Source organism: Staphylococcus sp. McC-251-APC-3A2 (assembly GCF_009695665.1).
GTDB lineage: Bacteria > Bacillota > Bacilli > Staphylococcales > Staphylococcaceae > Staphylococcus > Staphylococcus cohnii.
The window spans coordinates 802,042-826,343 of sequence record NZ_VUNO01000001.1 but is presented as its reverse complement, the minus strand read 5'-3'; the positions used below and the strand labels follow the sequence as shown (position 1 = coordinate 826,343).

Genomic DNA, 24,302 nt, shown 5'->3' with positions numbered 1-24,302 from the left:
AGGTGAAGAAACGTTGTCTATTTTCAACCAATTGTTAAAAAAATCAAGTCCTCAACAAGGGATTGTAATGTATTATATCGTGGCTATTATTGTGGCATTTTTAATGCTGAACTTGCCCTTTGTTCATAAGTCCAATGTGTCTGTAGATCCAATTGATTCATTGTTTGTTGCAGTGTCTGGTGTCAGCGTAACAGGATTAACGCCAGTTAATATTATTGATACTTACACAACCTTTGGTCAAGTTATAATCATGCTGATACTTAATTTGGGCGGGATTGGTGTTATGGCCATCGGAACCATGTTATGGGTTGTCTTAGGTAAGCATATCGGTATGCGCGAACGTCAATTGATTATGCTAGATAATAATAAACATACGATGAGTGGCACTGTGAAATTGATTCTAGATGTTGTTCGAACAATCATCATTATAGAACTTGTTGGTGCATCACTATTAGCATTTTATTTTTATAGAGATACCCCGGATATACAATATGCAATCATGCAAGGATTATTTGTATCGGTATCGGCGACGACAAATGGTGGACTTGATATAACAGGACAGTCACTTATACCTTATGCAAATGATTATTTTGTACAAACAATCGTTATGTTTTTAATTATGTTAGGTTCAATTGGTTTTCCTGTATTAATAGAAGTGAAGGCATATATAAAAAATCGAATTCCTAATTTTAGATTTTCATTATTTGCAAAAATTACAACGGTAACATATTTTGGTTTGTTTATTTTTGGTGTGATAATTATTCTATTATTTGAACATAACCAAGCTTTTCAAAATATGAGTTGGCATAAATCGTTATTTTATGCATTGTTTCAATCAGCAACCACTAGAAGTGCGGGACTTCAAACTATTGATGTAAGCGGATTTGGTGAAGGTACGAATATCGTTATGGGTATACTGATGTTTATAGGTTCATCTCCAAGTTCAGTAGGTGGTGGTATTAGAACAACGACATTTGCTATTTTAATATTATTCCTTTTAAACTTTAGTAACCAACCTGAGAAAACATCTATCAAAGCATTTAATCGTGAGATTCACATTACTGATGTTCAACGTTCATTTGCTGTATTTATCATGGCCAGTATATTAACTTTTACGAGCATGATTTTTATACTAGTTGTTGAAAATGGAAAGGTATCATTTTTACAAGCGTTTTTCGAAGTCATGTCAGCATTTGGAACATGTGGATTGTCGTTGGGTATTACTGGTGATGTGAATGATATGAGTAAAGGCGTCTTAATGTTATTGATGCTCATTGGTCGTGTTGGCTTAATCAGTTTTATCATTATGATTGGTGGACGTAGAGAACCAGATAAATTCCATTATCCTAAAGAACGCGTTCAAATTGGTTGATTGTCAAAAGTAAATCTGAACTTAATAATTTGTGAGACCACGGCGCCAGTATATCTAACAAATGATGTACTGGTGCTTTTAATTTTGAAATAAAGGGAACATATATAGCAAATCATATATGTTCATAATTATTTCAAGCTATTTTAGAAACGTGTTAGACTATGATTAATGAGGGGAGAGGCAAATGAAAAAAAGTGAAAAGATCGCAATAGACATTATTACTACTTCTGATATGCATAGTTATTTTCAAAGTGGTGAAAATAATTCAAATATTTATAGAGCAGGCTCTTATGTTAAAAGTATTAGAGAAACAAATGATCACGTTATTCTGTTAGATAGTGGTGGTAGTTTAGCAGGTTCGTTAGCAGCATTTTATTATGCAGTTGTAGCACCGTATAAGCGTCATCCAATGATAAAATTAATGAATGCCATGCAATACGATGCAAGTGGTATTAGTCCTAATGAATTTAAATTTGGACTATCATTCTTTTCGAGGGCTGTATCATTGTCGAGGTTCCCATGGTTATCCGCAAATATTGAATATAAACGTACGAAAGAACCATATTTTTCTACACCATATACAATTAAAGAAATTGAAGGTGTGAAAATCGCAATTGTGGGTTTAACTTCAGATGGTTTAATGGAGCGTGAACATTTTGAAATGGAAAATGATGTACGGATTGAAAAAACATTGCGCTCTTCTAAACGCTGGATTCGATTTATTCACGAAAGTGAAATGCCTGACTTTTTAATTGTTATATACCATGGTGGGCTTAATCAACTAAATAAAACATCAAATGAACGTGAACAAAATGTTAATGAAGCGGAAAAAATAATGCAAACTTTAGGCGTTATTGATTTATTAATCACTGGTCATCAACATCAAACATTCATTGGTAGAGATGATCAAACGCTTTATGTACAAGCTGGACAAAATGCTGAACAACTTATTCATGTGAAAATTAACTTTAAAAAGCGTACAAATTCATATGAATTAGAAAATGTCAATTCTAAAATCGTAGATTTAAATCATTATCCAGAAGACCAAGCATTATTAGATTTGACTTTTTATGATAGAAAAACAGTTTGTAATTGGAGTGAAGAAAGCATTAACGAAAATGCTTTATCAGCTGAGGTAAATGGTTTGAGTGATGTTATTACAAAACCACATCCATTTACACAGTTATTGCATGATAGTATTCGGTTAGCCTATGATTATGATATATCGTGTGTGCACTTACCAACGAGTGGCGAAGAAGGACTCAGAGGCATCATTACAAATGAAGATTTATTCAATGCTTATCCTCATCCAGATGTTCCTGTTGATTTAACAATGAAAGGTCAACAAATTCACGATATTTTAGAATATTGCTATTCACATATAGAATTTAGTGACGGCGCATTGAGTTTAACAATTGTAGATGAAACCTTATGTACATTTTGGCAAGGTGTTCATTACACCATAGATATGAATGCTGAACCTTATCACCGTGTAACATTAGAAAATATTAAATTGGATCACATGTATCGTGTAAGCATGACTGATTACTGCTATAGAAACTACAAGCAATATTTAGAGAATGCTGTTATACATGAAACTGGAGAAATTACAATGGTAGAATTAATTTCTAGAAATTTAAAAGATAATGATTACCATATCGAACAAAAACAAACATTTAACGTTATTATATGATATGACACATAAAGTTTGAATGTCATCATTAGCTATAAAAAATGTCACGAAACCAAAGAAAACGCCAATTTCTACATTGTTTCAATAGAAGTTGGCGTTTATTTTCGTGCAGAGATCATTTATGGCTAATCTCTTTTAAAATTTGGATAAAAGGGTTAATATCTTAACCCTTTTTCACATCATTCATAAGCCTGAGTTTCCGTTTCAATTTAACCGTGGAAAATTAATAGAATAACAACTGCAACAATTTGTGCTATTACAGTCGTAGCAATTCTGCGCGTATAATAATAGCTTAGTGAAAGCACAATTTGAACGATAAACACAAAGAAAACAATCCACATTTTATCTAGATAGAAAAATAAAGAAGCAGAACAAATTGCTGTTATTAATACACTTAACCACATGGGAATGTTTAATTTGAGTAGTTCTTTTTGCAATACAGTTCTCATATAGAGTTCATGACATGGTATTACAAATAATAATGTAACTAACATTTGCCATTTAAAATATACGCCTGTTCGCGTTAACTCTTTAATCAGTGCTGTATACTGAATATCTGATGAGATAACCGCTAAAATAAGCTGTACAATAATGAGCACGATACCAGTAATAATACCTATCCCTAGAGATGTTAATAATCTTTTTGATTCAATATCTCTTTGGTAAAAGATATAACTGATACCTGCGATGAGCATGATACCAGTATAAAGGTACCAGTATTCTTGCTTTTCACCCCACATTATATATAAAATAATGTGAAATACGATAAAACTTACAATAAACCAGATTAAAGCGTTTGAAATTCTATTCATATAAACTATCCTTCTTGTTCGACGATTGTATATCGTTTGTGATTGATGACAGTTTTTTCAGGCAGGTCTAGATCATTGAAGTTTTCCATAATTGTTAAATCTACAATTACAGAGTTATCATTAATTTTTTCTACGCGGCCTTTTAAACCGTCATAAAATTCCACTATATTTCCGACTTCTGCAACAGTCATATTGAATCCTCCCTAGAAATGCTAACTAGATAGTATTATACAAAAAAACTACAGACAAATAAACAAATAACCTTTAAATATACAGTTATCATTCTTTTTTTAGAAAAATTAGTATAAATCAGTTAAATGATTGGCTTTTTTAACAAAAATATTGCATAAATAAGGTAAGGGCAATAAAAGGAAAAGGAGTGCAGTAAATGAAATTTATTAGTAATAATGATATTACCGATCCAACTTTAAATTTGGCAATGGAAGAATATGTTTTAAAACACATGCCGAATGACGATAGTTATTTTCTATTTTATGTCAATCGTCCTTCAATTATTATTGGTAAAAACCAGAATACGATTGAAGAGGTTAATCAACCTTATATTGATGAACATGGTATAGATGTAGTCAGACGTATTTCTGGCGGCGGTGCCGTATATCATGATACAGGGAACCTTAATTTTAGTTTTATAACAGATGATGATGGCAATAGTTTTCACAATTTTAAAAAGTTCACTGAACCTATTGTAGAAGCATTGAAATCACTTGGCTTAGATGCTGAAATGAGTGGTCGTAACGATATTCAAGTCGGTAAAGCCAAGATTTCAGGCAATGCGATGGTCAAAGTAAAAGACAGAATGTTTAGCCATGGAACTTTAATGCTAAATAGTGAATTAAATGAAGTTCAAAATGCTTTGCGTGTGAACCCTGCAAAAATCAAATCAAAAGGCATTAAATCTGTGAGAAGTAGGGTGGCAAACATCTCAGAATTTTTAACTGAACCATTAGATATTGATACTTTTAAAGAAATTATTTTAAAAACAATATTTGGTGAGGCGACACAAGTTGAAGAATATAAACTTTCAGACGAGGATTGGGCCAACATAGAGCAATTGAGTAATGAAAAATATCGAACTTGGGAATGGAATTACGGTAGAAATCCTAAATATAATTTTGAACGAGAAGAAAAATTTGAAAAAGGTTTTGTTCAAATTAAATTGGATGTTAAAAAGGGAAGAATTGAACATGCTAAAATTTTCGGTGACTTCTTTGGCGTAGGAGACGTTACTGAATTAGAACATGCATTGGAAGGTACATTGCATGACTTTGATAGTATAGAAGAAGCTTTAGCAGATTATGATATTTATCATTACTTTGGAGATATTGATAGATATGAGTTAATCAGGTTAATGTCTTAAATAAACAATATAAAAGGTCTATTCGCTAACTATAATTAATTAGTGAATAGACCTTATTTTAAATAAATTATGACTAAATTAACCAACGAGATATGCCTCCAAATTTTTGTATTCTTCTGTATAACGTTTGAAATCATTCTCGTTTTTATTTTTAAGCGCATGATCGATGAGATTTTCTAGTTGTTGTTTACGTACATTCCTTAATGATTCATCAATAATTAATTCAATACCTAAGTCATTAATTGTAGATACAAAAGACTCTAAAGTATTGTATTTTACATGTGTATTATGTTTCATTGTCAACACAACCCCTCTATCTATATTTAAAATATATTATACAAGGTTTTGATTTTTAAATCAACGAATATTCTGACTTTTCCGAAAAAATAAGTGTAAAACGAAACTTTCAATAATTAAAAAATAGAAAAAGATTCGCAACTAAAATTTAATTGTAGAATATATAGAAATTATTTTATAATATAAGTTGATTTTAAAATGATGATAGTATATTATTTGAGTATCACCAAAACTGCAAGGAGGTTACAACTATGATACAACCGTATATTATTAAAAAAGGTGATATGACATTACAACCGTGCCATTTGCCTGTTGGCCAATATGAAGGTACACGAGTACTAAGATATAAAGAAGACGAAAGTACGATAAAAGAACGCACCCACAAAATCATTGATCGTTCTTGTAGATTTTATGGTAGTAGCTATGTTTTTAAAAAAGAGGACACAATTCGTATTACAGGCATTAGTAGCAAGCCCCCAATTTTATTTACTCCATTATTTCCCACTTATTTTTTCCCGACACATTCTGATAGAAAAACACAAAATACATGGATCAATATCCATTATGTTCAAAGTATTAGATCACTAAAAGATAAAAAATGTAGAGTGAACTTTGTTGATAATCAATCTATCGTTGTGAATATCTCAGCTCATAGCATGCAACATCAATATTTAAATGGCATTTATTATTATTATATGATGGATAGAGCAGCAAGAGTTGCCACTTTTGATCCAGAGTCTCCCATAGATTACACAAAACCTCAATTAAATATATATGAAGCACTCGCTAAATATTCTTTATTTGAAAGTAAATAGTAAAGTTTATTAAAAATATTAATGTAAAAGTAGAATATGCGGAATATTATATTAATTTAGTGTAAATGTTCTGCATATTTTTTTGTGATATGACTTGAAAATTTGTTATTAATTGATATAATAATATTTGTGCTTGATTAGAGATACTATTTATCCACAGTAGCTCAGTGGTAGAGCTATCGGCTGTTAACCGATCGGTCGTAGGTTCGAGTCCTACCTGTGGAGCCATTGGAAACGTACTCAAGTTGGCTGAAGAGGCGCCCCTGCTAAGGGTGTAGGTCGCGAGAGCGGCGCGAGGGTTCGAATCCCTCCGTTTCCGTAAAAACATAAGAGTATATCCAAATGAATATTTTGGATACAAGAAGGACGTTGATATATCAGCGTTCTTTTTATTTTGTTAAAAATAAATAAAAGCCAATCTTATTATGCATAAGTCCCACTAACTCATTTAATTGAGATAGTGGGACTTTAATTTTCTTATATTTTATGTGCAAACTTTATTTTGTTTTTTTACTAATTAAATTTCTAATTCCTCTTACAATATAACCGACAATCAGTGTTCTAAAAACACGTTTTATAATATTCATAAACTTTTACCTCCTCATCGAAACTCATACATGCTTCATACATACCTTTACCCATTTATTATCAGAGTAATGAAAATATATGAAATTTTTATGCGGTAGTTTAAAACTATTTTTCGAAAGTGATGAGCCCGTTTTCATCTGCTTTGTTAAAGAAAATTGTTAAGATACCACTAATGATAGCAATAATATAGGGAATACCAGTCCAGAAAAATATTAAGTGAATAATGCCTTGTAGTAATTGGTTTGAGTAAAATTTGTGGATGCCACACCATCCTAAAAGAAATGCAAGCACGACGTAAATGACTTTGTTTACTTTCATGTGTATAATGTCCTTTCGTTATCTAGATTCTTATTTTAATTATCTCTTAAATAGTGGAATTGAACAAACAAAACAATGTTACAAAATTTGAGTTATAAAGTTGTTATTACATCGAAATTTTAATTTGATTCATATATAATAGAATTAATAATTGCTATAAATAAAGGAGAAATAAAATGATTAGAAAAGCTAAACCTAGTGACAAAAAAGATATTGCAGAATTATGTTATCTCATTTGGAGTCAATTAGACATCGATATGGTAAAAGAAGTCGAAAAGTTTCGTTTGCTAAAAATAATGGAACAAAGTATGGTAGATGTAAAATATAGAGGGCATATTAGTAATGTATGGGTGTATGAAATTGATGGCAATGTAGCAGGATGTTTAATTGCATATCCAGGCAATAAGGAATTAGAACTGGAACAAGCGTGGCTAGACATGGATTTAGAAGCAGATATAAAATCCTATGGTACACCTATGCCTATGAAAGAGGCTAATGATGATGAATGGTATATTGAAACTGTAGCAACATTTCCTCATTACCGTGGGAATGGTGTAGCAACGAAATTGATCAAACATGTCATTGCGAACTACCCAGATGAAAAATGGAGTTTAAATTGTGATATAGATAATCTTACAGCATTACGCGTCTATGAAAAATTAGGTTTTGAAATTACGAGCGAATTTGATTTATATGGTCATATGCATTACCACTTAGTACATATTTAGCGTATATTTGTTAAAAATAAAAATCGTTCATCAAATGAATGAAGAACGATTTTGTATATATAAGCATAAAGCTTAAAATTAGTTGTTATTAAATACCACCTAATAGGGCACTTATATAGATACCTAATGCATAAAGGAAACCAAAGAAAGTATTAGTTTTTCCTGTAGCAGCCATTGCAGGCATCATTGTTTCAGGTGTGTCGTTCTTTTTAAATCTTCTAACTGCTTTGATTGGCATTGGGAATGACAATAAGGCTAGCAAGAAGAAAATTGAACCACCAGGTTTAAAGAAAGTGATGTAGATAACGAGTAAATAAGCAACGATATACATCAATGCTAAAAAGCGTACAGCATTATTTTTTCCTAATAAAATGGGTAATGTTTTTCGACCGCTTGCCTTATCTTTTGCCCAATCTCTGATATTATTGCCCATATTGATAAGTCCAATTGTAATTACGATTGGAATACTAATCCATACTGCTAAACTTTGTAAATTACCAGTTTGGATAAAGAAAGCAATTAAAATAATGATCATGCCCATAAAAATTCCGGAGAATAGTTCACCAAAAGGCGTCCAAGAAATAGGGAATGGTCCACCCGTATATAAGTAACCTACGGCCATGCATACTAACCCAATCGGTAGTAACCAGAATGAACTTTGGGAAGCGATAAATATGCCTAATATTGCTGCGATAATATAGAACGTTATGGCTAAGTTCATGACTAATTTTGGACTCATGCCATTACGCACAATTGCGCCACCGATACCTACTGAAGTATGGTCATCTAAACCTTTTTTAAAATCATAGTATTCGTTAAACATGTTAGTAGCTGCTTGGATAAGTAAACAAGCGACTAACATAGCTACGAATAAGCTAAGCTTTAGATGATCTTCACTACCTAGGAGGAATATTTTTGCAGTTGCAGTACCTACTAAAACTGGAACTACTGCAGCAGTCAAAGTGTGTGGCCGCATTAGATGCCAGTATTTTCTGACTGTTGAATATTGTTGGTATTGAGATGCCATAATAATTTACCTCGAATTCTTTTAATATAATTAATTTTTATCAAATTAATTTTAATAGAAGAAGTTATAAAGGTCAACTTACGTAAAAAATGTCTACATGAAATAAGCTGAAAAACGTACACAGATTGTGAAAAGTGGTACAATATTATAATGAGTGTAAACAGATAATGAAATGAAAGAAGTGAAATAGATGACTTTAGATGTCAAGGAAAGTGAAATTGTCGAAGCGGTGTACGAAAGTAACCAAACTTGGGTTTCTGTAGAAGCAAAATTAGATTATGAATTAGAACCTACATTATTATTTCATTTAACCGAAGATTGTGCAGGAGACCGTTTTTATTTCAAGAAAAATGACAACGAAACTTCATTCTTTGGCTATCATGCTATTACGAGATTTAAAAACGATTTTGAAAATAAACAATCTATTTTTCGTGAGTGGGAAAAGTATAAAAATGATATTGAGTTAATACATCCAAATTCTGAAAAACATCATTTGAAAATCTGTGGCGGTTTCCAATTTTCAACACACAAATCAGGTGATGAATGGCGTGAGTTTGGTATTAATCATTTTGTCTTGCCTGAAGTACTCGTCACGATGGAAGAGGGACAATCTTTTATAACGTATACTGTCGAAGCTGATAAGTTTGAGATGGATGCTTTCTTAGCAATTATTGACAAACTTACGCAAAAGGACGTTCAACCTAGTGATGAGATAGGGGAAATAAAAAGAATTGACGATATCTATAAAGACGAATGGCGTGACCTAGTTAAAGATACAATTGATATTTTAGATGAAAATAAAAAAATTGTACTTGCAAGAAAAAGACTTATTATGTTTGATAAAAACATTAACATTCCATATATATTAAATAGGGCAATGCAAGGTGAACACAATAGCTATTTATTTGTGCTTGAATCAAAGGACAGTGTCTTTTTCTCTCAGACCCCTGAGCAATTAATGGAAGTAAAAGATGATGTGCTATCAACTAAAGCAGTTGCTGGTACGATTAAAAGAACACATCGAGATGACATAGATAAGGCAAACATTGATGCATTTTTAAATGATAAAAAGAATTTAAATGAACATCATTTTGTTGTGAAAAGTATATTAAATGATATCAAGCCTTATGTAGAGCAAATAAAATTTAATAAAAAACCACAAATTTTAACGAACGATCATTTATACCATTTATATACAAAAATTGAAGGGCATTTAATCCAGAATTCATATATTGGATTATTGGATAATCTTCATCCTACACCAGCATTAGGTGGTTATCCTAAAGAAGAAGCTATTTCTTATATTGAAAACAATGAGTTTGGTACTCGAGGTCTATATGGCGCTCCAGTAGGTTATATTGATATGTATGATAACTGTGAGTTTATCGTAGCGATTCGATCTATGTTAATTAAAAAGAATCAAGCTACTTTGTTTGCTGGGTGCGGTATTGTACAAAATTCTGATGCTGATAGTGAAGTAGAAGAAACTGCTGTTAAATTCAATCCGATGATGAAAGCTTTAGGAGTAGAGAAATATGAATAATTACACAGACGCTTTAACAAAACAAGTTTTTACATTAGTCTCAGAACTATATGCATATGGCATAAGAGAAGTAGTAATAAGCCCTGGTTCACGTTCAACGCCTTTAGCTATTGCTATAGAGGCACATCCTAAACTAAAATCTTGGATTCATCCAGATGAACGTAGTGCTGCTTTTTTTGCAATGGGATTAATGAAAGGCAGTGAAAGACCAGTTGCAATTTTATGTACATCAGGTACTGCGGCTGCCAATTATACACCTGCGATTGCAGAAAGTAATTTAAGTCATTTACCATTGGTCGTTTTGACGAGTGATAGACCACATGAATTAAGGGAAATAGGTGCACCTCAAGCGATAAATCAAACAAATATGTTTGAGAACTATGTTCAATATCAATTTGATTTTCCAATAGCGGATGCTGATGAAGAACAAGATTATTTGTTAGACACTATAAATTTTCAAATGCAAAAAGCAAGTCAATATTTTTATGGACCACATCGTGGGCCAATACATTTGAATTTACCATTTAGGGAGCCTTTAACTCCGAACTTAGAAAAAGTAGAATGGTTAAGTTCAGATAGTAAGATATTGCCACATTATCAAAAGACAGCAAGTTTGAATGAAATCAAAGCGATTATGCAAAAACGCAAAGGACTAATTGTTGTAGGTGATATGCAACATCAAGATGTCGATCAAATACTTACTTTTGCGACGATCCATGACATGCCTATATTAGCAGATCCTTTGAGCCAATTACGTAAAGAACATCATCCTAATGTAGTGACAACTTATGATTTATTGTATAGATCGGGGTTATCTATAAATGCTGATTTTATTATTCGCGTAGGTAAACCAGTGATTTCTAAAAAAGTAAATCAATGGTTAAAAGCCACAGAAGCTTTTCAAATATTAGTGCAAAATAATGATCAACCAGATGCATTTCCAAAGGTACCACATGTATCTTACGAAATGTCGGCCAATGATTTCTTTAGACAACTTTCTGAAATTCCTACTGTAGAACGTAAAAATTGGTTAGAAAAATGGCAATCATTAGAAAAACAAGCACATATTCAAATCAAAGACTATTTGAGAACTGCTACAGATGAATCAGCTTTTGTAGCGAATGTATTAGATAAATTAACGAAAGAAGATGCGCTGTTTGTTAGCAATAGTATGCCAATCCGTGATGTCGATAATTTATTTGTAGATTGTGAAGCAGAGGTTTATGCTAATAGAGGAGCTAATGGCATAGATGGTGTTATTTCTACTGCGATAGGAATGGCGGCACATAAACGCGTAACATTATTAATAGGTGATTTAGCATTCTATCATGATATGAATGGTCTGCTCATGTCAAAATTAAATAATATCAACTTAAATATCATACTCTTAAATAATGATGGTGGCGGAATTTTTTCCTTTCTACCACAAAAGTCGTCAGCTGATATTTATTTTGAAAGACTTTTTGGTACACCGACAGGATTAAACTTTGAACATGCTGCATTACTTTATGATTTCTCTTACAGATGTTTTGAAACAATTGAGACTTTTAAATATGCTGAGCTATCAAAACTTGGTGCGCATATATATGAAATCATTACAAACCGTGATGAGAATTTAAATCAACACCAAAATCTCTATACGAAATTGAGTGATATTATCGATGTTACATTATAAATTTCATCAAACTACAAATAACTCAAAAGATTTGCTCGTATTATTGCATGGATTTATAAGTGATCAATCGACATTTGATGAACATATCAAAACGTTCACAGATGAAATAAATGTATTAACTATTGACTTGCCAGGTCATGGGCTTGATCAATCAAGTGAAAATCATACTTGGAATTTTGAATTTATTTGCGAATCATTAGATGATACATTAACTTCATTTAAGTCATCATATCGTATTTTTTTACATGGTTATTCTATGGGTGGTAGAATTGCTTTATATTACGTACTCCATGGAAAACATCACTTAGATGGTTTAATATTGGAAAGTAGTTCTCCAGGTATTGCAGATGAAGACGATCGCATAGAAAGAATACAAATTGATCAAGCGCGTGCAAAAGTTTTAGAAATAGCTGGATTAGAAGTTTTTGTAAATGATTGGGAAAAATTACCTTTATTTCAAAGTCAGTATGGTTTAAGTACAGAAATAAAACAAAAAATTCGTCGAATGCGATTGCAACAAAACCCTATACGATTAGCAAAAGCTTTAAGAGACTATGGCACAGGCCATATGCCCAATTTATGGCCCGAAATAGCAAACATTACAGTTCCAACGTGTATAATTGTAGGAAGTTTAGATGAAAAATTTATAAAAACTGCTTATAATATGTGCGATTTAATACCAGAAACGAGCTTATATGAAGTTGATGGTAGTGGTCATACTGTACATGTGGAAGAAATGACAGAATTTGATAAAATAGTGTTAGGTTTTATTTTTAAGGAGGAGCAAAATGACTAGACAATGGGAAACAATTAAAGAATATAAAGAGATTAAGTACGAATTTTATAATGGTATAGCAAAAGTAACTATCAATAGACCTGAAGTTCGTAATGCATTTACACCAAATACTGTACAAGAAATGATAGATGCTTTTACAAGAGCTAGAGATGATCAACGTATTTCAGTTATTGTCTTAACAGGTGAAGGTGAAAAGGCATTCTGTTCAGGTGGAGACCAAAAAGTACGTGGCCATGGTGGTTATGTTGGTGATGACCAAATTCCGCGTCTTAATGTGTTGGATTTACAAAGACTTATACGTATTATTCCAAAACCAGTAATTGCGATGGTTAGAGGATATGCCATCGGTGGAGGAAATGTCTTGAATGTTGTGTGTGACTTAACAATCGCCGCAGATAATGCAATATTTGGTCAAACAGGACCAAAAGTAGGATCATTTGATGCTGGTTATGGTTCAGGATATTTAGCTCGCATTGTAGGACATAAAAAAGCACGTGAAATTTGGTATTTATGCCGTCAATATAATGCACAAGAAGCTTTAGATATGGGCTTAGTAAATACCGTTGTACCTTTAGCTGATATAGAGGATGAAACAGTAAAATGGTGTGAAGAAATCATGCAACATTCTCCAACAGCATTAAGATTCTTAAAAGCGGCAATGAATGCTGATACTGACGGATTAGCAGGATTACAACAAATGGCGGGCGATGCTACGCTATTGTATTATACAACTGATGAAGCTAAAGAAGGTAGAGATGCGTTTAAGGAAAAACGTAACCCTGATTTTGATCAATTCCCTAAATTCCCGTAAGCAAAATTGCTTAAAAGCAATACATTAATAAATTAGTGTGTTGTGACTATAAGTTATGAGGCTAAGCTAAAAAAAATCGTTAATTTCTATTAGATAATATAGAAATTAACGATTTTTTTATACAATTTTATAGCCATTTATTCACTATTTTATACTTAGTCGTAAGTATTAGGATCAAAAAAAGTGTTCAAGCTCATAAATCCAATATTTATAAAATATACATTTCATTAAGGAAAAAAGTTGAAATATAATATGAAAATATAGTTTTTAAATTTATTATTAAAAAGCAATTGTAAAACATGTAAATTGAGTGAAATTCGTTTTCAGAATATTCTATTGACTAATACTAGTAATGTTAAATTTTTAAACATTTTGTTATTATATTTGACCAAAAATAAAATTTCTATTAATATAATAAAAAAGGGCAGAGGAGAGTAATGAATGGCACAATATAAAAATAAAGACCTTATGCAGGATATGTGTTTTCTGTTTTATGTTTCTAGTAAAGAGATAGTAAATAAATTTAATAAACATCTAAAGCAGTATGATATTAGCTTTCCCAATTATGTGGTGATGTTATATATTGAAAATTCGAAACCTGTATTTATAAAAACCTTATGCGATCAATTATATTTAGATTCTGGTACAATAAGCCCAATTATTAAAAGACTCGAAAAAAAAGGATTAATTGAACGTATGAGAACAGAAGAGGATGAGCGTAGAGTTAAAGTCCAATTGACAAAAAAGGGTAGTGGGTTAAAAGAGAAATTTGAACAAATTTCAGATGAAGTTTTAACACAGTTTAATATGAGTTCGGAAGATATAGATATATATTATAAATTAATGAAAAAGTTTGCTGAAAAAAACATCTATCAATAAAACGTATATATCTGAAAAATAAATCATAATATAAAAGAAGCCCGTAAATGAATTTTCTTTGAAATTCATTTACGAGCCTCTTTTATATCGTATTTCCTAAAACATAGATGTTTTTCCAGAAATTCACCTCTGTCTAAATATATAGACATTTACCAGTAAAGTTCTCCTCATACGCCTCCTTACAACGAATCACTTTAAATACAAGTATTTTTAATCACTATAATGACTGACTGTATGTTACAGTTCATCAATTTTTATGCTGAAGTCTGATGTTGGATGTTAATACGCATAAAACAACATGTATGTATTCAATTAGGTTTTAGGCTCAAATATTGAATACATATATAGCCATAGTTAAAATTGATAAAAATATTTAAACTACAAATTAACATATTGTTATTCATAGTGTTCTTTTATATAAAGCTCTAATCTTCTCATAGCCTCTTTTAAAGCATCAAGTTCATAGGCGTAAGAAATACGCACATGGCCTTTACCGATATCTGTAAAAGCAGAACCTGGTACCATTGCAACATGTGCTTTTTCAAGTACATCTACGCAAAAATCAAAATCATTTTCAGTGAAATTTTCAATACTTGGGAAGATATAAAAAGCACCTTCTGGTTTAGCGTCGAGTTTAAAACCTAAAGCTTGAAGTTTTGTGATTAAAAAATCTCGTCTTTCAATATATGCTTTGTTCATATAATGAGGCGCGTCTAATCCTTCGTTTAACGCTGCTATACAAGCAATTTGAGCAGGTACATTTGCGCAAATACAATTATAAGCATGCATATATGTTAACTTTTCAATTAAATATTCAGGACCTATTAAAAAACCAATACGAATACCAGTAGCAGAATGAGATTTACTTAATCCACTTACAAGCAATAATTGATCACGGATTGATTCAAATTCAGCAAAAGAACAGTGTTTATTACTAAACGTATTCTCTGCATAAATTTCATCACTAATGATAAAGATTTCTTCGTTTTTTAACACTTCTGTAAGTGCATGAACTTCATCATAAGTTAAAATGACACCAGTAGGGTTAGTAGGATAATTTAAAAGAATTGCTTTTGTTTTTGGTGATATATTTTGCTTGATTGCTTCAGGCGTTATTTTGAAATCTGATTTTGTAGTGTCGATATATACCGGAATTCCACCAAGTGTTTTAATTAATGGGATATAACCGGCATAAATAGGACTAGGGATCAATATTTCATCACCTGGGTTAATTATGCTTCTTAAAGCTGTGTCTAGTGCTTCACTAGCACCATTTGTAATAATGATTTCATCAGAACTATAATGAAAACCATAACGTTGTTTAAAGTAATGACCGACTGCATTACGTGTTTCAAGTAATCCTTTGTTATGGGAATATTTCGTTTGGTTTTCTTTTATTGCATTAATATATGCGTTTTTTACGACATCAGGCATAGGGAAATCTGGTTGTCCGATTGTTAAATTGATACAATCATCAATATCTTTAATTTTATTTGAAAATTGCCTAATACTTGGTGCCGTTAAAAATTTAGAATTGTCGTTTAAAGATAGCTTCATTGTTTTTCACCTCAAAATAAAAATACCGATCTGTAGATAAATAAGTATGACTAGCTTTTAATATCAAATTACTACTATCATAACATATTTGAAACAACTACAAATCGGTTGAATATCGTATTAATCTTTAAAATTGGCAGGGGATTGCAAGTTTATGACTGGATTGGTCCACTTAGATATAAATCTTGTTGATAATACATATACAATAATACTTGTGAGTAAGATTAGATAGATATAAGTCATTATAGAGATCTGATCTTTAAATGGATAAATATCAAAACCACGTATAATACCAATTACAATGCCGTGTAGTAAATATACATACATAGTGCGACGACCAATGTATGTGAAAAATCTTTCTTTTTCAGGTACTAAATTAAGGAAAGAAAACATTGTAATTAAAATAATAAAGTATAATAGTAATCGTTTAATTGGACTATATAAATCTTGTTTACCTTCCAGTGACATATACGGTGAATCACCTAAAAGCCAATCAGCGTTTATAGGATGTAAAGTATAAATGATATAAAAAAGGAGTAGGATGCTGACAGCGATCGGCATGAATTTTTTACTTCTTAATAAACGTGTATGTTCACTAGTAAATAAATAACCTAAATAAAAAATAGGGAAGAACATGATTGTTCTTGAAAAACTTAAATAATTGTCAATATCATCTGAATAACCTGCAAATAAAGAAATAATGATGGATATTGGTAATACAAAATATGGTTTATAATCTTTGACTATAACTAATATGACATGGAAGAAGAATAATGTAAGTAAAAACCATAATGCAAATACAGGGTCAAATGGATCAAATTTAACACTGTCTTCTTTTCCTGTGAAATAGTAGTAAAAGGTAAAAAAGCCAAAGAAAATAAAATAAGGTACCAATAATTTTTTTGAAACTTTTTCTAGATAACCAGCCTTGCCTGCTTTTTTAGCAAAATAACCTGAGATGAACAAAAAGCATGGCATATGGAAACTATATATAGTTAAATAAAGTGACGAAAGATATTTACTTTCTTCAGTATATGGTTGTAATAAATGACCAAATACAACAAGAAATATTAATATCATTCTCGCATTGTCGAAGAAATAATCTCTTTCTTTTATCTGTGTCATGTAGTTGCTCCTTTTTTAATGCAGGTAAAAATTTATAATCACTGTTTCTAATTTATTATAAAACATATGACAAATGCAACAAAACCGACTGTTTTGTAGATTATTATTGTATATTATGCGGAATAACATTATAATATTAGAAAATAAAATAATAAATTTAAATGCTATTAAACATTTTAATTAAAGTAGTGGAGATGAAACAACATGTATAAACAACTAGAACAATTAATTACACTTACAAGTAATGATTTAAATTTAGTCAGTAGAAGGTTCGGCCAACGTACAGATTTAACTTCCGAACAGTTAGAAATGTTAAGGATTTTGTATCATTATAATGTGCTATCGCAGTACGATTTAACAATGAAAATTAATAAAGAACAGTCTATAGTGTCTAGGTGGATCAAAAAGTTATGCCAAATGGGCTATATTACCAGCAAACAGTCAAATAAAGATTTAAGGTGTAAAGATTTAATGATTACAGAAAAAACGAAAGCCCTTGTCCAGCAAATTAACGAAGTTAGGGTAGCTTTGATTGAAGCAAGATGTCAAAATTTAACATCAAATGATATTGAAAACTTAAATTACTTATTAAATAAATTAAACAACCATCATAATTATATAAAATAGACGATAAACAATCGCTAAAATTTCTAGCAGCATCTGATAATAAAAATTAAAAATGACTGCAACAAAATTTTTATGATTAAAATATAGAACTAATCCTTATGAATAAGGATTAGTTCTTTTTAATGTTATAAAGCTCAAATTAATCAAAACGTTTAGAAACAGAAAGTTAAAATTCATATTTAATAATTGAAAAAGAGTTTGCATTACCCAAAAGAAGTTATTGTTATAGTTTTAAAGGTTTCTAAAATAATTTGGAAAATCCGTGTTGCTATAAAATAAACAAAGCAATGTGACTAATAAACAGAACTATAGGCTCTAGTTAGTAATAGAATTCCTAAATTGTATTACATTATATAAAAAATAAACCTTAGGTAAAATATCACCTAAGGTTTATCTATGTTTTTAAATATACATAATTATGGTTTATTGTTATTTATATGTGTTTATATCAAAATATTTACCTAATTTATTCATAGAATCATAGAACCCTTTAATACGTGTAGCATTATGAGATGCCCATGCTACATCAGTTGCATATTGATGTACGCCTGGATTATCAGGGTTCCAACGCATTTTATATAAAGTGTTTTGCCCTTGATTGATGTATGAATTAGCGATGAATTTAGCACCACCGACAATTGCTTTTTTAACAGTATCCCAACCATTATTTTTAGCGGTAGCAAAACCTTGTTTTACAGGATCTTTATCAACGGCTCCAATACCGAACATATTGTAATATTTTTTAGCACCATTAGTAACAACTTTATTATTTACTACGTCGCCACCATTAGCAAGCTTAGAAGTACCGTTTCCAGTTTCAAGTAGAGCATGAGAAACTAAGTAAACTTCATTGATATTATAAGTTTTTGCAGCTTCACTAAATGCTTCACCTTGACCTTCTAATATACCTTTACCAACTAGTAATTTATCTAAATCAGTACCAGAAATATTTTGAGATTTATCTAGGCGTAAGAATTGGTATTTTTGGGTTGGATCTTTAGCAAGTTTACTACTATTCATAGCATTTTTAATCTCACTCGCTGTTGCATCTTCCCATTTTCCAGGTGTACGTTGAATTTGAGGTTTGAATTTCATACCATGTTGTAACGCGACAGCCTGATCTAAAGTAAGATTAGATTTATAATATTTTACTAGTTCTTTACGCAAATCACTTTCTTTAATCCAAACAATTTTACCGTTTGATAACTTACCATGATACCAAGTTACACCATTAATGATTTGTTTTTCAAAAACAGTAAAGATGCTTTCATGGAAACCTTTCAATGATCCAGCTGATTTTGTAGCGTTAGGATTCAAGTAATAATTACCGCTTGCATTGTAAATAACATAGTCGAATTTTTGTGGTGTGACAGCTGATTGTGTTTGAGTTTTATTTAAATCTTTAGCTGAAATCCATCCAGTTTTATTATTTACATTTCCATATAGATACTCATCTTTATCAACAAACACAGATTTTGATGCGTTAAATTTACTATTCTTAATATTATTTTGAGTATCTAATTGCTGAGCTTTTGTACCCCATGGAATTGCATATAAACCATTGTTCGTTGCTTTTACAGTATATTGTCCAGTTTTAGCTTTTGTTTTGCTTAAGTCACGCGTATTTATATCTTTAGTATTAACCCAACCAATAGGTGTATTTTGTTTAGTATTTTGAATTAACACGTAAGTGTTATTACCTTGCGTACGTTGTTTAGTTACCGTATACGTACGGCCAGCAAATTTCGAAGCATTTTTACCTTTTTTATCATAAACAGTTGTTTTAATACCAGAATTATTTGTATTTAATTGTCCGATTTTACTAACTGATGTCGTTGGTGTAGCAGTAGCTTTTGTAACTGCTTCCTTAACAGTGATATCACCTGTTTGCATCCAACCCAAGTTAGTATTTGTTTTATTATCTGTAATTAAATAAAATGAATTATTTCCTAATGTAGCTTTTTTGCTTAATTTATAAGTTTTACCATTTACATAAGATTTTTGAATACCTTTTTTATCATATACAGATGTATAAACACCATGATTTGTCTTAGCCACTGTACCTTGTTGACTTGTAAGTGTATTGACAGTTAAATGATTATTTGTAGTAGGGGAAGTAGCTGTTTTGCTTGTCGAAGTTAATTTACTTAAGCTTACCCAACCAGATAAATTATTTACTGTGCCATAAACATAATTTGTTTTGCCAATTTGCTGTTGTTTTGATGCTTTGAATGTTTGACTAGAACTACCTGAAACTGTGCCTGCTTTTTGAGAACTAGTGCCCCAAGGTACAGTATAAACAACTTCACCAGGTTTGATTTTATAGGATTGGTTGTTTTTAACAACGGACTTAGCAGAGTTATAACGTACATCATTTTGATGTACCCATCCTATTAAATCACCTTTATTATAATCAGAAACTAAATAAAAGTTTTTGTTTCCTAAAGTGGCTGATTTTGTAACTTTTAAAGTTTGATTTGTTTTACTTGTTTTCTTACCATTTTGATCATAAACAGTGGTATATAAACCATCATTACTTGTATTTATACGACCAACACCGTTGTTAGTTGATACTGTTAATTTACCAGTATTAGTAGATGGTTTTGTAGTAGAACCATTTGATTCGTTCTTGCTTCCACTTGTACTTCCAGATGAAGTGGTACCCCAAGCAGCAGCTTTACCTGTTTTAATTAAATATTTTTCATAAATTAAATCATAAAGTTCATCATAACTATAATTATGGTTAGCTAAATAACCATGAGGGTCGATATGATCTGATCCACCTAAATAATTACTTACAGATTTATGCGTCCAAACAGTTCCAACACCATCGTACTCAGCGCTATCAGGAGCAAGTCCATAATATTGTAGGTTTGTAGCTGCATAGTCTGCGTAGTTATTGATTGAACGCGCAAATGAATCATAGTCATGTGTATGGACTAATTCTACATGAATAAAGCGATCGTTTGCAGCTGGGCCAGCTCCCCATGCTAAATAATCTGTATTAGCTGTTTCAATTATACGATTACCATCTACATATGCATGTACAAATGCGCTATTATAATTATTTTTCATGTAATTAATTTCACCAGTAATTGTTGAATTATCGTTTGCAGTATCATGCATAACGATACCTTCAGGTTTACCATAACGATATTGATATTTTGGTAAATAACTTGCGATATCTTGTTCATAGTTAGGAGCTTTGAAGTTGTTTTTACGAATATAATTATTTATTGATGAATTTACTTTTGGCGTATATTTAGGTAATGAACTTTTAGTTGTAGATTCTTTAGTGACAGCTGATCTTGTAGCTATAGTAGGAGTACTAACTGATCTAGCCATTCTTAATTTTGGTGTTGCATCACTTTTATAAATTTGACCCGTTTTAGCTGAAGTATTTATATCTGAATCTAAAGTATTAACCTTTTTAGTTTGTGCTTCTTTGTCAGACTCATTTGTAGTAGTTGAATCGTCAGAGCTTACCTCTGTATTAGAAACTTCTGAATCATTATCATTTTGAGCAACATTAGTGCTGTCATCTTTATCATCTGCAACGTTAGTGTTATTATCTTTGTCTTCAGTCTCGTTAGAAGCATTATGAGTTTCATTATCAGTATCAGAAGTTGAATCGTCAGAGCTTACCTCTGTATTAGAAACTTCTGAATCATTATCGTTTTGAGTAACATTAGTGCTGTCATCTTTATCATCTGCAACGTTAGTGTTATCGTCTTTGTCTTCAGTCTCGTTAGAAGCATTATGAGTTTCATTATCAGTATCAGAAGTTGAATCGTCAGAACTTACCTCTGTATTAGAAACTTCTGAATCATTGTCGTTTTGAGTAACATTAGTGCTGTCATCTTTATCATCTGCAACGTTAGTGTTGTCGTCTTTGTCTTCAGTCTCGTTAGAGGCATTATGAGTTTCGTTTTCAGCATCAGAAGTTGAATCGTCAGAACTTACCTCTGTATTAGAAGTCACTGAATCATTATCATTTTGAGCAACATTAGTGCTGTCATCTTTATCATCTGCAACGTTAGTGTTATTGTCTTTGTCTTCAGTCTCGTTAGAAACATTATGAGTTTCGTTTTCAGCATCAGAAGTTGAATCGTCAGAACTTACCTCTGTATTAGAAGTCACTGAATCATTATCATTTTGAGCAACATTAGTGCTATCATCTTTATCATCTGCAACGTTAGTGTTATTGTCTTTGTCTTCAGTCTCGTTAGAAGCATTATGAGTTTCATTTTCAGTATCAGAAGTTGAATCGTCAGAGCTTACCTCTGTATTAGAAACTTCTGAATCATTATCATTTTGAGCAACATTATTGCTATCATCTTTATCATCTGCAACGTTAGAAGCATCATTATTTATATTTTGCGAATCAGAAGTTGGTTGTTCAGAATTTACCTCTGTATTAGAAACTTCTGAATCATTATCGTTTTGAGCAACGTTAGTGTTGTCGTCTGTATCTTCAGAACTGTTAGACGCAACATGATTTTCATTTTCGGAATTAGAAGAAGGTGCCTCTGTATTAGAAACATCTGAAGTATCGTCATTTTGAACAACATTAGCATTATCATCTGTATTACCTGTAACGCTAGAAGCATCATTACTTTCATCTTGAGCACTTTCATTTTGAGCGTCAGTTGCTAATTGTTCAGTATGAGTCTCTGTGTAATTATTGACGTTAGAATTATTTTGGTCTTCTTGATTCTGAGTAAGATATGTATTTTGACTTGATGTGTCTTTATTAAGTTCATCTAACTGTGCATCATAATTTTCAGGTTCATCAGATTTAAGCTCTTGCACTTGACTTGGATCATTGTATGTTTGTGTTCCTGAAATATTTGTCGTTGGTTTACTTACTTCAGATTTTATTTCTTCGCTTTGTTTTAAGGTATTTTCATCATTTAACACATTTTTATTTGATTTCTGATCTTGTGTACTATCAGCTGCATGTGCATAATGGGTTGTCAAAGCTGTACCTGCTAATGTCAATGCAACTATTGAAGGTACCTTATAATTCAACTTTTTATTAGTCATTTAACTGCCCCTTTTATTATTAATATTTAATACCATTATAATACGAAGATAGTTTAATTGAATTGATTTCATAGATTTGTAATATAAAATTAATCTTATTAAGACACTATAAAAGAAGATATAATTTAAAAAAAGGCGGAAATACGCCTAATTTTAAATATATTAAAATATTACACTCTTTAGAATATTACATTGTAAAGATGTACATTAAATACAACTTTATTAAATACTTTAGCTTAAATTGTTTTATTCATTAAAATATGTTCAATATTTTCCTCTAAAAAAATATCACCTGAAGATTTATAACCTAAGGATTCATAAAAGCGTTGCGCATGACATTGGGCATTAAGCGATAACGTTTGATATCCACGATTTTTAGCTGCTTCTTCAATAAAAAGCATTAATGCTTTGCCATAACCTGACTTTCTGTGTGTCGGTAAAATTGCTACACGCTCAATTTTCGCTCCATTTTGATAGGGTCTAAATCTTCCAGTAGCAAAAGGGGAGTGCTGTTCATCATAACCAATAACATGAGTGGCGGATGATTCAAATTGGTCTATTTCATTTTCAACTGGCACACCTTGTTCACGAACAAAAACTGCTTTTCTAATTTCATATGCATCATCTAACATTTCGGATGTAGTAACTACTTCGAACATGATAAAACCTCACTTTTTTAAATATAATAAAACTACCCTATCACAATTATAATGTAATAGGGTAGTTATTTAATGAATTATTGAGCTTCTTGACGTACTAATGCAGTATATTGCCAAAAAATTCTCATTTGTGCAATATTCCAATTGTTCATGCCCATGGTAAAACCGGATGGTCTAAATAAATTAACATCTGTTACTTCAAGCGCTGCTGCAATTAAATATTGTAGCGGTACACTGAGTTCTTTCATTGTTTCAGTTATTCCATTTTGATCATAAACCCAAGAAAAAGGTAGTTCTGATTCAAAAACATCAACTTTATCAAAAATTTCAGGTAGGGCTACGATATAACATGCGCCATCTACAACAGGATTGGTTTCACTATCCTTGTAGTAGATTCGTAAAGCTTCATAGTTTTCACGATGTGCGTGATTAACATAGAAAAATTCATTTCTAAAAAGTGCCATATCCTTACTATGGATTAATTGCTGTTCTAAAACGTTAAACATACCGTTTATATTTGCTAATTTTTCATATGTTTTTCGTGACATGTCGCGAT

General features: G+C 31.2%; 22 protein-coding genes and 2 tRNA genes. 13 read left to right on the top strand and 11 right to left on the bottom strand.

Annotated features, from left to right (window positions below):
* The first annotated feature begins 13 nt into the window (after positions 1 to 13).
* A complete protein-coding gene (locus FYJ81_RS03980; RefSeq protein ID WP_154409326.1) occupies positions 14 to 1,372 on the top strand; it encodes a TrkH family potassium uptake protein in 1,359 nt (452 codons plus the stop codon).
* 184 nt (positions 1,373 to 1,556) lie between these two features.
* Positions 1,557 to 3,065, top strand: a complete 1,509-nt coding sequence (locus FYJ81_RS03975) for a bifunctional metallophosphatase/5'-nucleotidase (RefSeq protein WP_154409325.1) — start codon at positions 1,557 to 1,559, stop codon at positions 3,063 to 3,065.
* A 209-nt stretch (positions 3,066 to 3,274) separates the two neighbouring features.
* On the opposite strand, the gene FYJ81_RS03970 is transcribed toward FYJ81_RS03975, so the two are convergent.
* Both FYJ81_RS03970 and FYJ81_RS03965 read right to left on the bottom strand, forming a co-directional pair.
* The gene (locus tag FYJ81_RS03970) at positions 3,275 to 3,877 is read right to left on the bottom strand and encodes a CPBP family glutamic-type intramembrane protease (protein ID WP_107384867.1); all 603 of its coding nucleotides are present in this window, start codon (positions 3,875 to 3,877) and stop codon (positions 3,275 to 3,277) included.
* Positions 3,878 to 3,882: 5 nt separating this feature from the next.
* Positions 3,883 to 4,068, bottom strand: coding sequence for a YkvS family protein (locus FYJ81_RS03965; RefSeq protein WP_002508073.1), 186 nt, complete (start codon positions 4,066 to 4,068; stop codon positions 3,883 to 3,885).
* Between the two features lie 197 nt (positions 4,069 to 4,265).
* Between FYJ81_RS03965 and FYJ81_RS03960 the strand changes: the two genes are divergently transcribed.
* Positions 4,266 to 5,255: a lipoate--protein ligase gene (locus FYJ81_RS03960; protein ID WP_019469090.1), complete on the top strand. Its 990-nt coding sequence runs from the start codon at positions 4,266 to 4,268 to the stop codon at positions 5,253 to 5,255.
* Positions 5,256 to 5,333: 78 nt separating this feature from the next.
* On the opposite strand, the gene FYJ81_RS03955 is transcribed toward FYJ81_RS03960, so the two are convergent.
* Positions 5,334 to 5,552: an IDEAL domain-containing protein gene (locus tag FYJ81_RS03955; protein ID WP_019469091.1), complete on the bottom strand. Its 219-nt coding sequence runs from the start codon at positions 5,550 to 5,552 to the stop codon at positions 5,334 to 5,336.
* 251 nt (positions 5,553 to 5,803) lie between these two features.
* Between FYJ81_RS03955 and FYJ81_RS03950 the strand changes: the two genes are divergently transcribed.
* The 3 genes from FYJ81_RS03950 to FYJ81_RS03940 all read left to right on the top strand — a co-directional run bounded on the left by FYJ81_RS03950 (position 5,804) and on the right by FYJ81_RS03940 (position 6,686).
* On the top strand, positions 5,804 to 6,367 hold the full coding sequence (locus FYJ81_RS03950; RefSeq protein WP_107384866.1) for a competence protein ComK: 564 nt from the start codon (positions 5,804 to 5,806) through the stop codon (positions 6,365 to 6,367).
* A gap of 153 nt (positions 6,368 to 6,520) precedes the next feature.
* Positions 6,521 to 6,595, top strand: a tRNA-Asn gene (locus FYJ81_RS03945).
* A gap of 2 nt (positions 6,596 to 6,597) precedes the next feature.
* Positions 6,598 to 6,686 (top strand) — tRNA-Ser (locus tag FYJ81_RS03940).
* Between the two features lie 178 nt (positions 6,687 to 6,864).
* On the opposite strand, the gene FYJ81_RS13315 is transcribed toward FYJ81_RS03940, so the two are convergent.
* Together FYJ81_RS13315 and FYJ81_RS03935 are read right to left on the bottom strand one after the other, a co-directional pair.
* On the bottom strand, positions 6,865 to 6,954 hold the full coding sequence (locus FYJ81_RS13315) for an SAR1012 family small protein (RefSeq protein ID WP_019469096.1): 90 nt from the start codon (positions 6,952 to 6,954) through the stop codon (positions 6,865 to 6,867).
* Positions 6,955 to 7,060: 106 nt separating this feature from the next.
* Positions 7,061 to 7,273 carry a TM2 domain-containing protein gene (locus FYJ81_RS03935; protein ID WP_107504744.1) on the bottom strand — a complete coding sequence of 71 codons (213 nt, stop codon included), beginning with the start codon at positions 7,271 to 7,273 and terminating at the stop codon, positions 7,061 to 7,063.
* 176 nt (positions 7,274 to 7,449) lie between these two features.
* Between FYJ81_RS03935 and FYJ81_RS03930 the strand changes: the two genes are divergently transcribed.
* Positions 7,450 to 8,001, top strand: coding sequence for a GNAT family N-acetyltransferase (locus tag FYJ81_RS03930; RefSeq protein ID WP_107384701.1), 552 nt, complete (start codon positions 7,450 to 7,452; stop codon positions 7,999 to 8,001).
* 88 nt (positions 8,002 to 8,089) lie between these two features.
* Here the strand turns inward: FYJ81_RS03930 and FYJ81_RS03925 are convergent, their stop codons facing one another.
* On the bottom strand, positions 8,090 to 9,028 hold the full coding sequence (locus FYJ81_RS03925) for a 1,4-dihydroxy-2-naphthoate polyprenyltransferase (RefSeq protein WP_107384700.1): 939 nt from the start codon (positions 9,026 to 9,028) through the stop codon (positions 8,090 to 8,092).
* Positions 9,029 to 9,218: 190 nt separating this feature from the next.
* Between FYJ81_RS03925 and FYJ81_RS03920 the strand changes: the two genes are divergently transcribed.
* The 5 genes from FYJ81_RS03920 (at position 9,219) to FYJ81_RS03900 (ending at position 14,732) form a co-directional block, all read left to right on the top strand.
* Positions 9,219 to 10,571 (top strand): isochorismate synthase, encoded by a 1,353-nt coding sequence (locus FYJ81_RS03920; protein ID WP_107384699.1) that lies wholly within the window; start codon positions 9,219 to 9,221, stop codon positions 10,569 to 10,571.
* The gene (menD, locus tag FYJ81_RS03915) at positions 10,564 to 12,246 is read left to right on the top strand and encodes a 2-succinyl-5-enolpyruvyl-6-hydroxy-3-cyclohexene-1-carboxylic-acid synthase (protein WP_107384698.1); all 1,683 of its coding nucleotides are present in this window, start codon (positions 10,564 to 10,566) and stop codon (positions 12,244 to 12,246) included. The genes FYJ81_RS03920 and menD overlap by 8 nt, the downstream gene beginning before the upstream one ends.
* On the top strand, positions 12,233 to 13,042 hold the full coding sequence (gene menH / locus FYJ81_RS03910; RefSeq protein WP_107384697.1) for a 2-succinyl-6-hydroxy-2,4-cyclohexadiene-1-carboxylate synthase: 810 nt from the start codon (positions 12,233 to 12,235) through the stop codon (positions 13,040 to 13,042). Before menD ends, menH begins: the two co-directional genes overlap by 14 nt.
* Positions 13,035 to 13,853 (top strand): 1,4-dihydroxy-2-naphthoyl-CoA synthase, encoded by an 819-nt coding sequence (gene menB / locus FYJ81_RS03905; RefSeq protein WP_107384696.1) that lies wholly within the window; start codon positions 13,035 to 13,037, stop codon positions 13,851 to 13,853. The genes menH and menB overlap by 8 nt, the downstream gene beginning before the upstream one ends.
* Before the next feature lie 441 nt (positions 13,854 to 14,294).
* Positions 14,295 to 14,732 (top strand): MarR family winged helix-turn-helix transcriptional regulator, encoded by a 438-nt coding sequence (locus tag FYJ81_RS03900; protein ID WP_107384695.1) that lies wholly within the window; start codon positions 14,295 to 14,297, stop codon positions 14,730 to 14,732.
* Positions 14,733 to 15,128: 396 nt separating this feature from the next.
* Here the strand turns inward: FYJ81_RS03900 and FYJ81_RS03895 are convergent, their stop codons facing one another.
* Positions 15,129 to 16,289 (bottom strand): aminotransferase class I/II-fold pyridoxal phosphate-dependent enzyme, encoded by a 1,161-nt coding sequence (locus FYJ81_RS03895; RefSeq protein WP_107384694.1) that lies wholly within the window; start codon positions 16,287 to 16,289, stop codon positions 15,129 to 15,131.
* Between the two features lie 120 nt (positions 16,290 to 16,409).
* The gene (locus FYJ81_RS03890; protein WP_107384693.1) at positions 16,410 to 17,414 is read right to left on the bottom strand and encodes an acyltransferase family protein; all 1,005 of its coding nucleotides are present in this window, start codon (positions 17,412 to 17,414) and stop codon (positions 16,410 to 16,412) included.
* Positions 17,415 to 17,618: 204 nt separating this feature from the next.
* On the opposite strand from FYJ81_RS03890, the gene FYJ81_RS03885 reads away from it, so the two are divergent.
* Positions 17,619 to 18,041: a MarR family transcriptional regulator gene (locus tag FYJ81_RS03885; protein ID WP_107384692.1), complete on the top strand. Its 423-nt coding sequence runs from the start codon at positions 17,619 to 17,621 to the stop codon at positions 18,039 to 18,041.
* Between the two features lie 429 nt (positions 18,042 to 18,470).
* On the opposite strand, the gene FYJ81_RS03880 is transcribed toward FYJ81_RS03885, so the two are convergent.
* From FYJ81_RS03880 to FYJ81_RS03870, 3 genes are all read right to left on the bottom strand, one after another.
* Positions 18,471 to 23,087, bottom strand: coding sequence for a GW dipeptide domain-containing protein (locus FYJ81_RS03880; RefSeq protein WP_154409324.1), 4,617 nt, complete (start codon positions 23,085 to 23,087; stop codon positions 18,471 to 18,473).
* A gap of 236 nt (positions 23,088 to 23,323) precedes the next feature.
* Positions 23,324 to 23,746 (bottom strand): GNAT family N-acetyltransferase, encoded by a 423-nt coding sequence (locus tag FYJ81_RS03875; RefSeq protein ID WP_107384690.1) that lies wholly within the window; start codon positions 23,744 to 23,746, stop codon positions 23,324 to 23,326.
* Between the two features lie 77 nt (positions 23,747 to 23,823).
* Positions 23,824 to 24,294: a DUF2538 family protein gene (locus FYJ81_RS03870; protein ID WP_019468155.1), complete on the bottom strand. Its 471-nt coding sequence runs from the start codon at positions 24,292 to 24,294 to the stop codon at positions 23,824 to 23,826.
* Between the last annotated feature and the right edge of the window lie 8 nt (positions 24,295 to 24,302).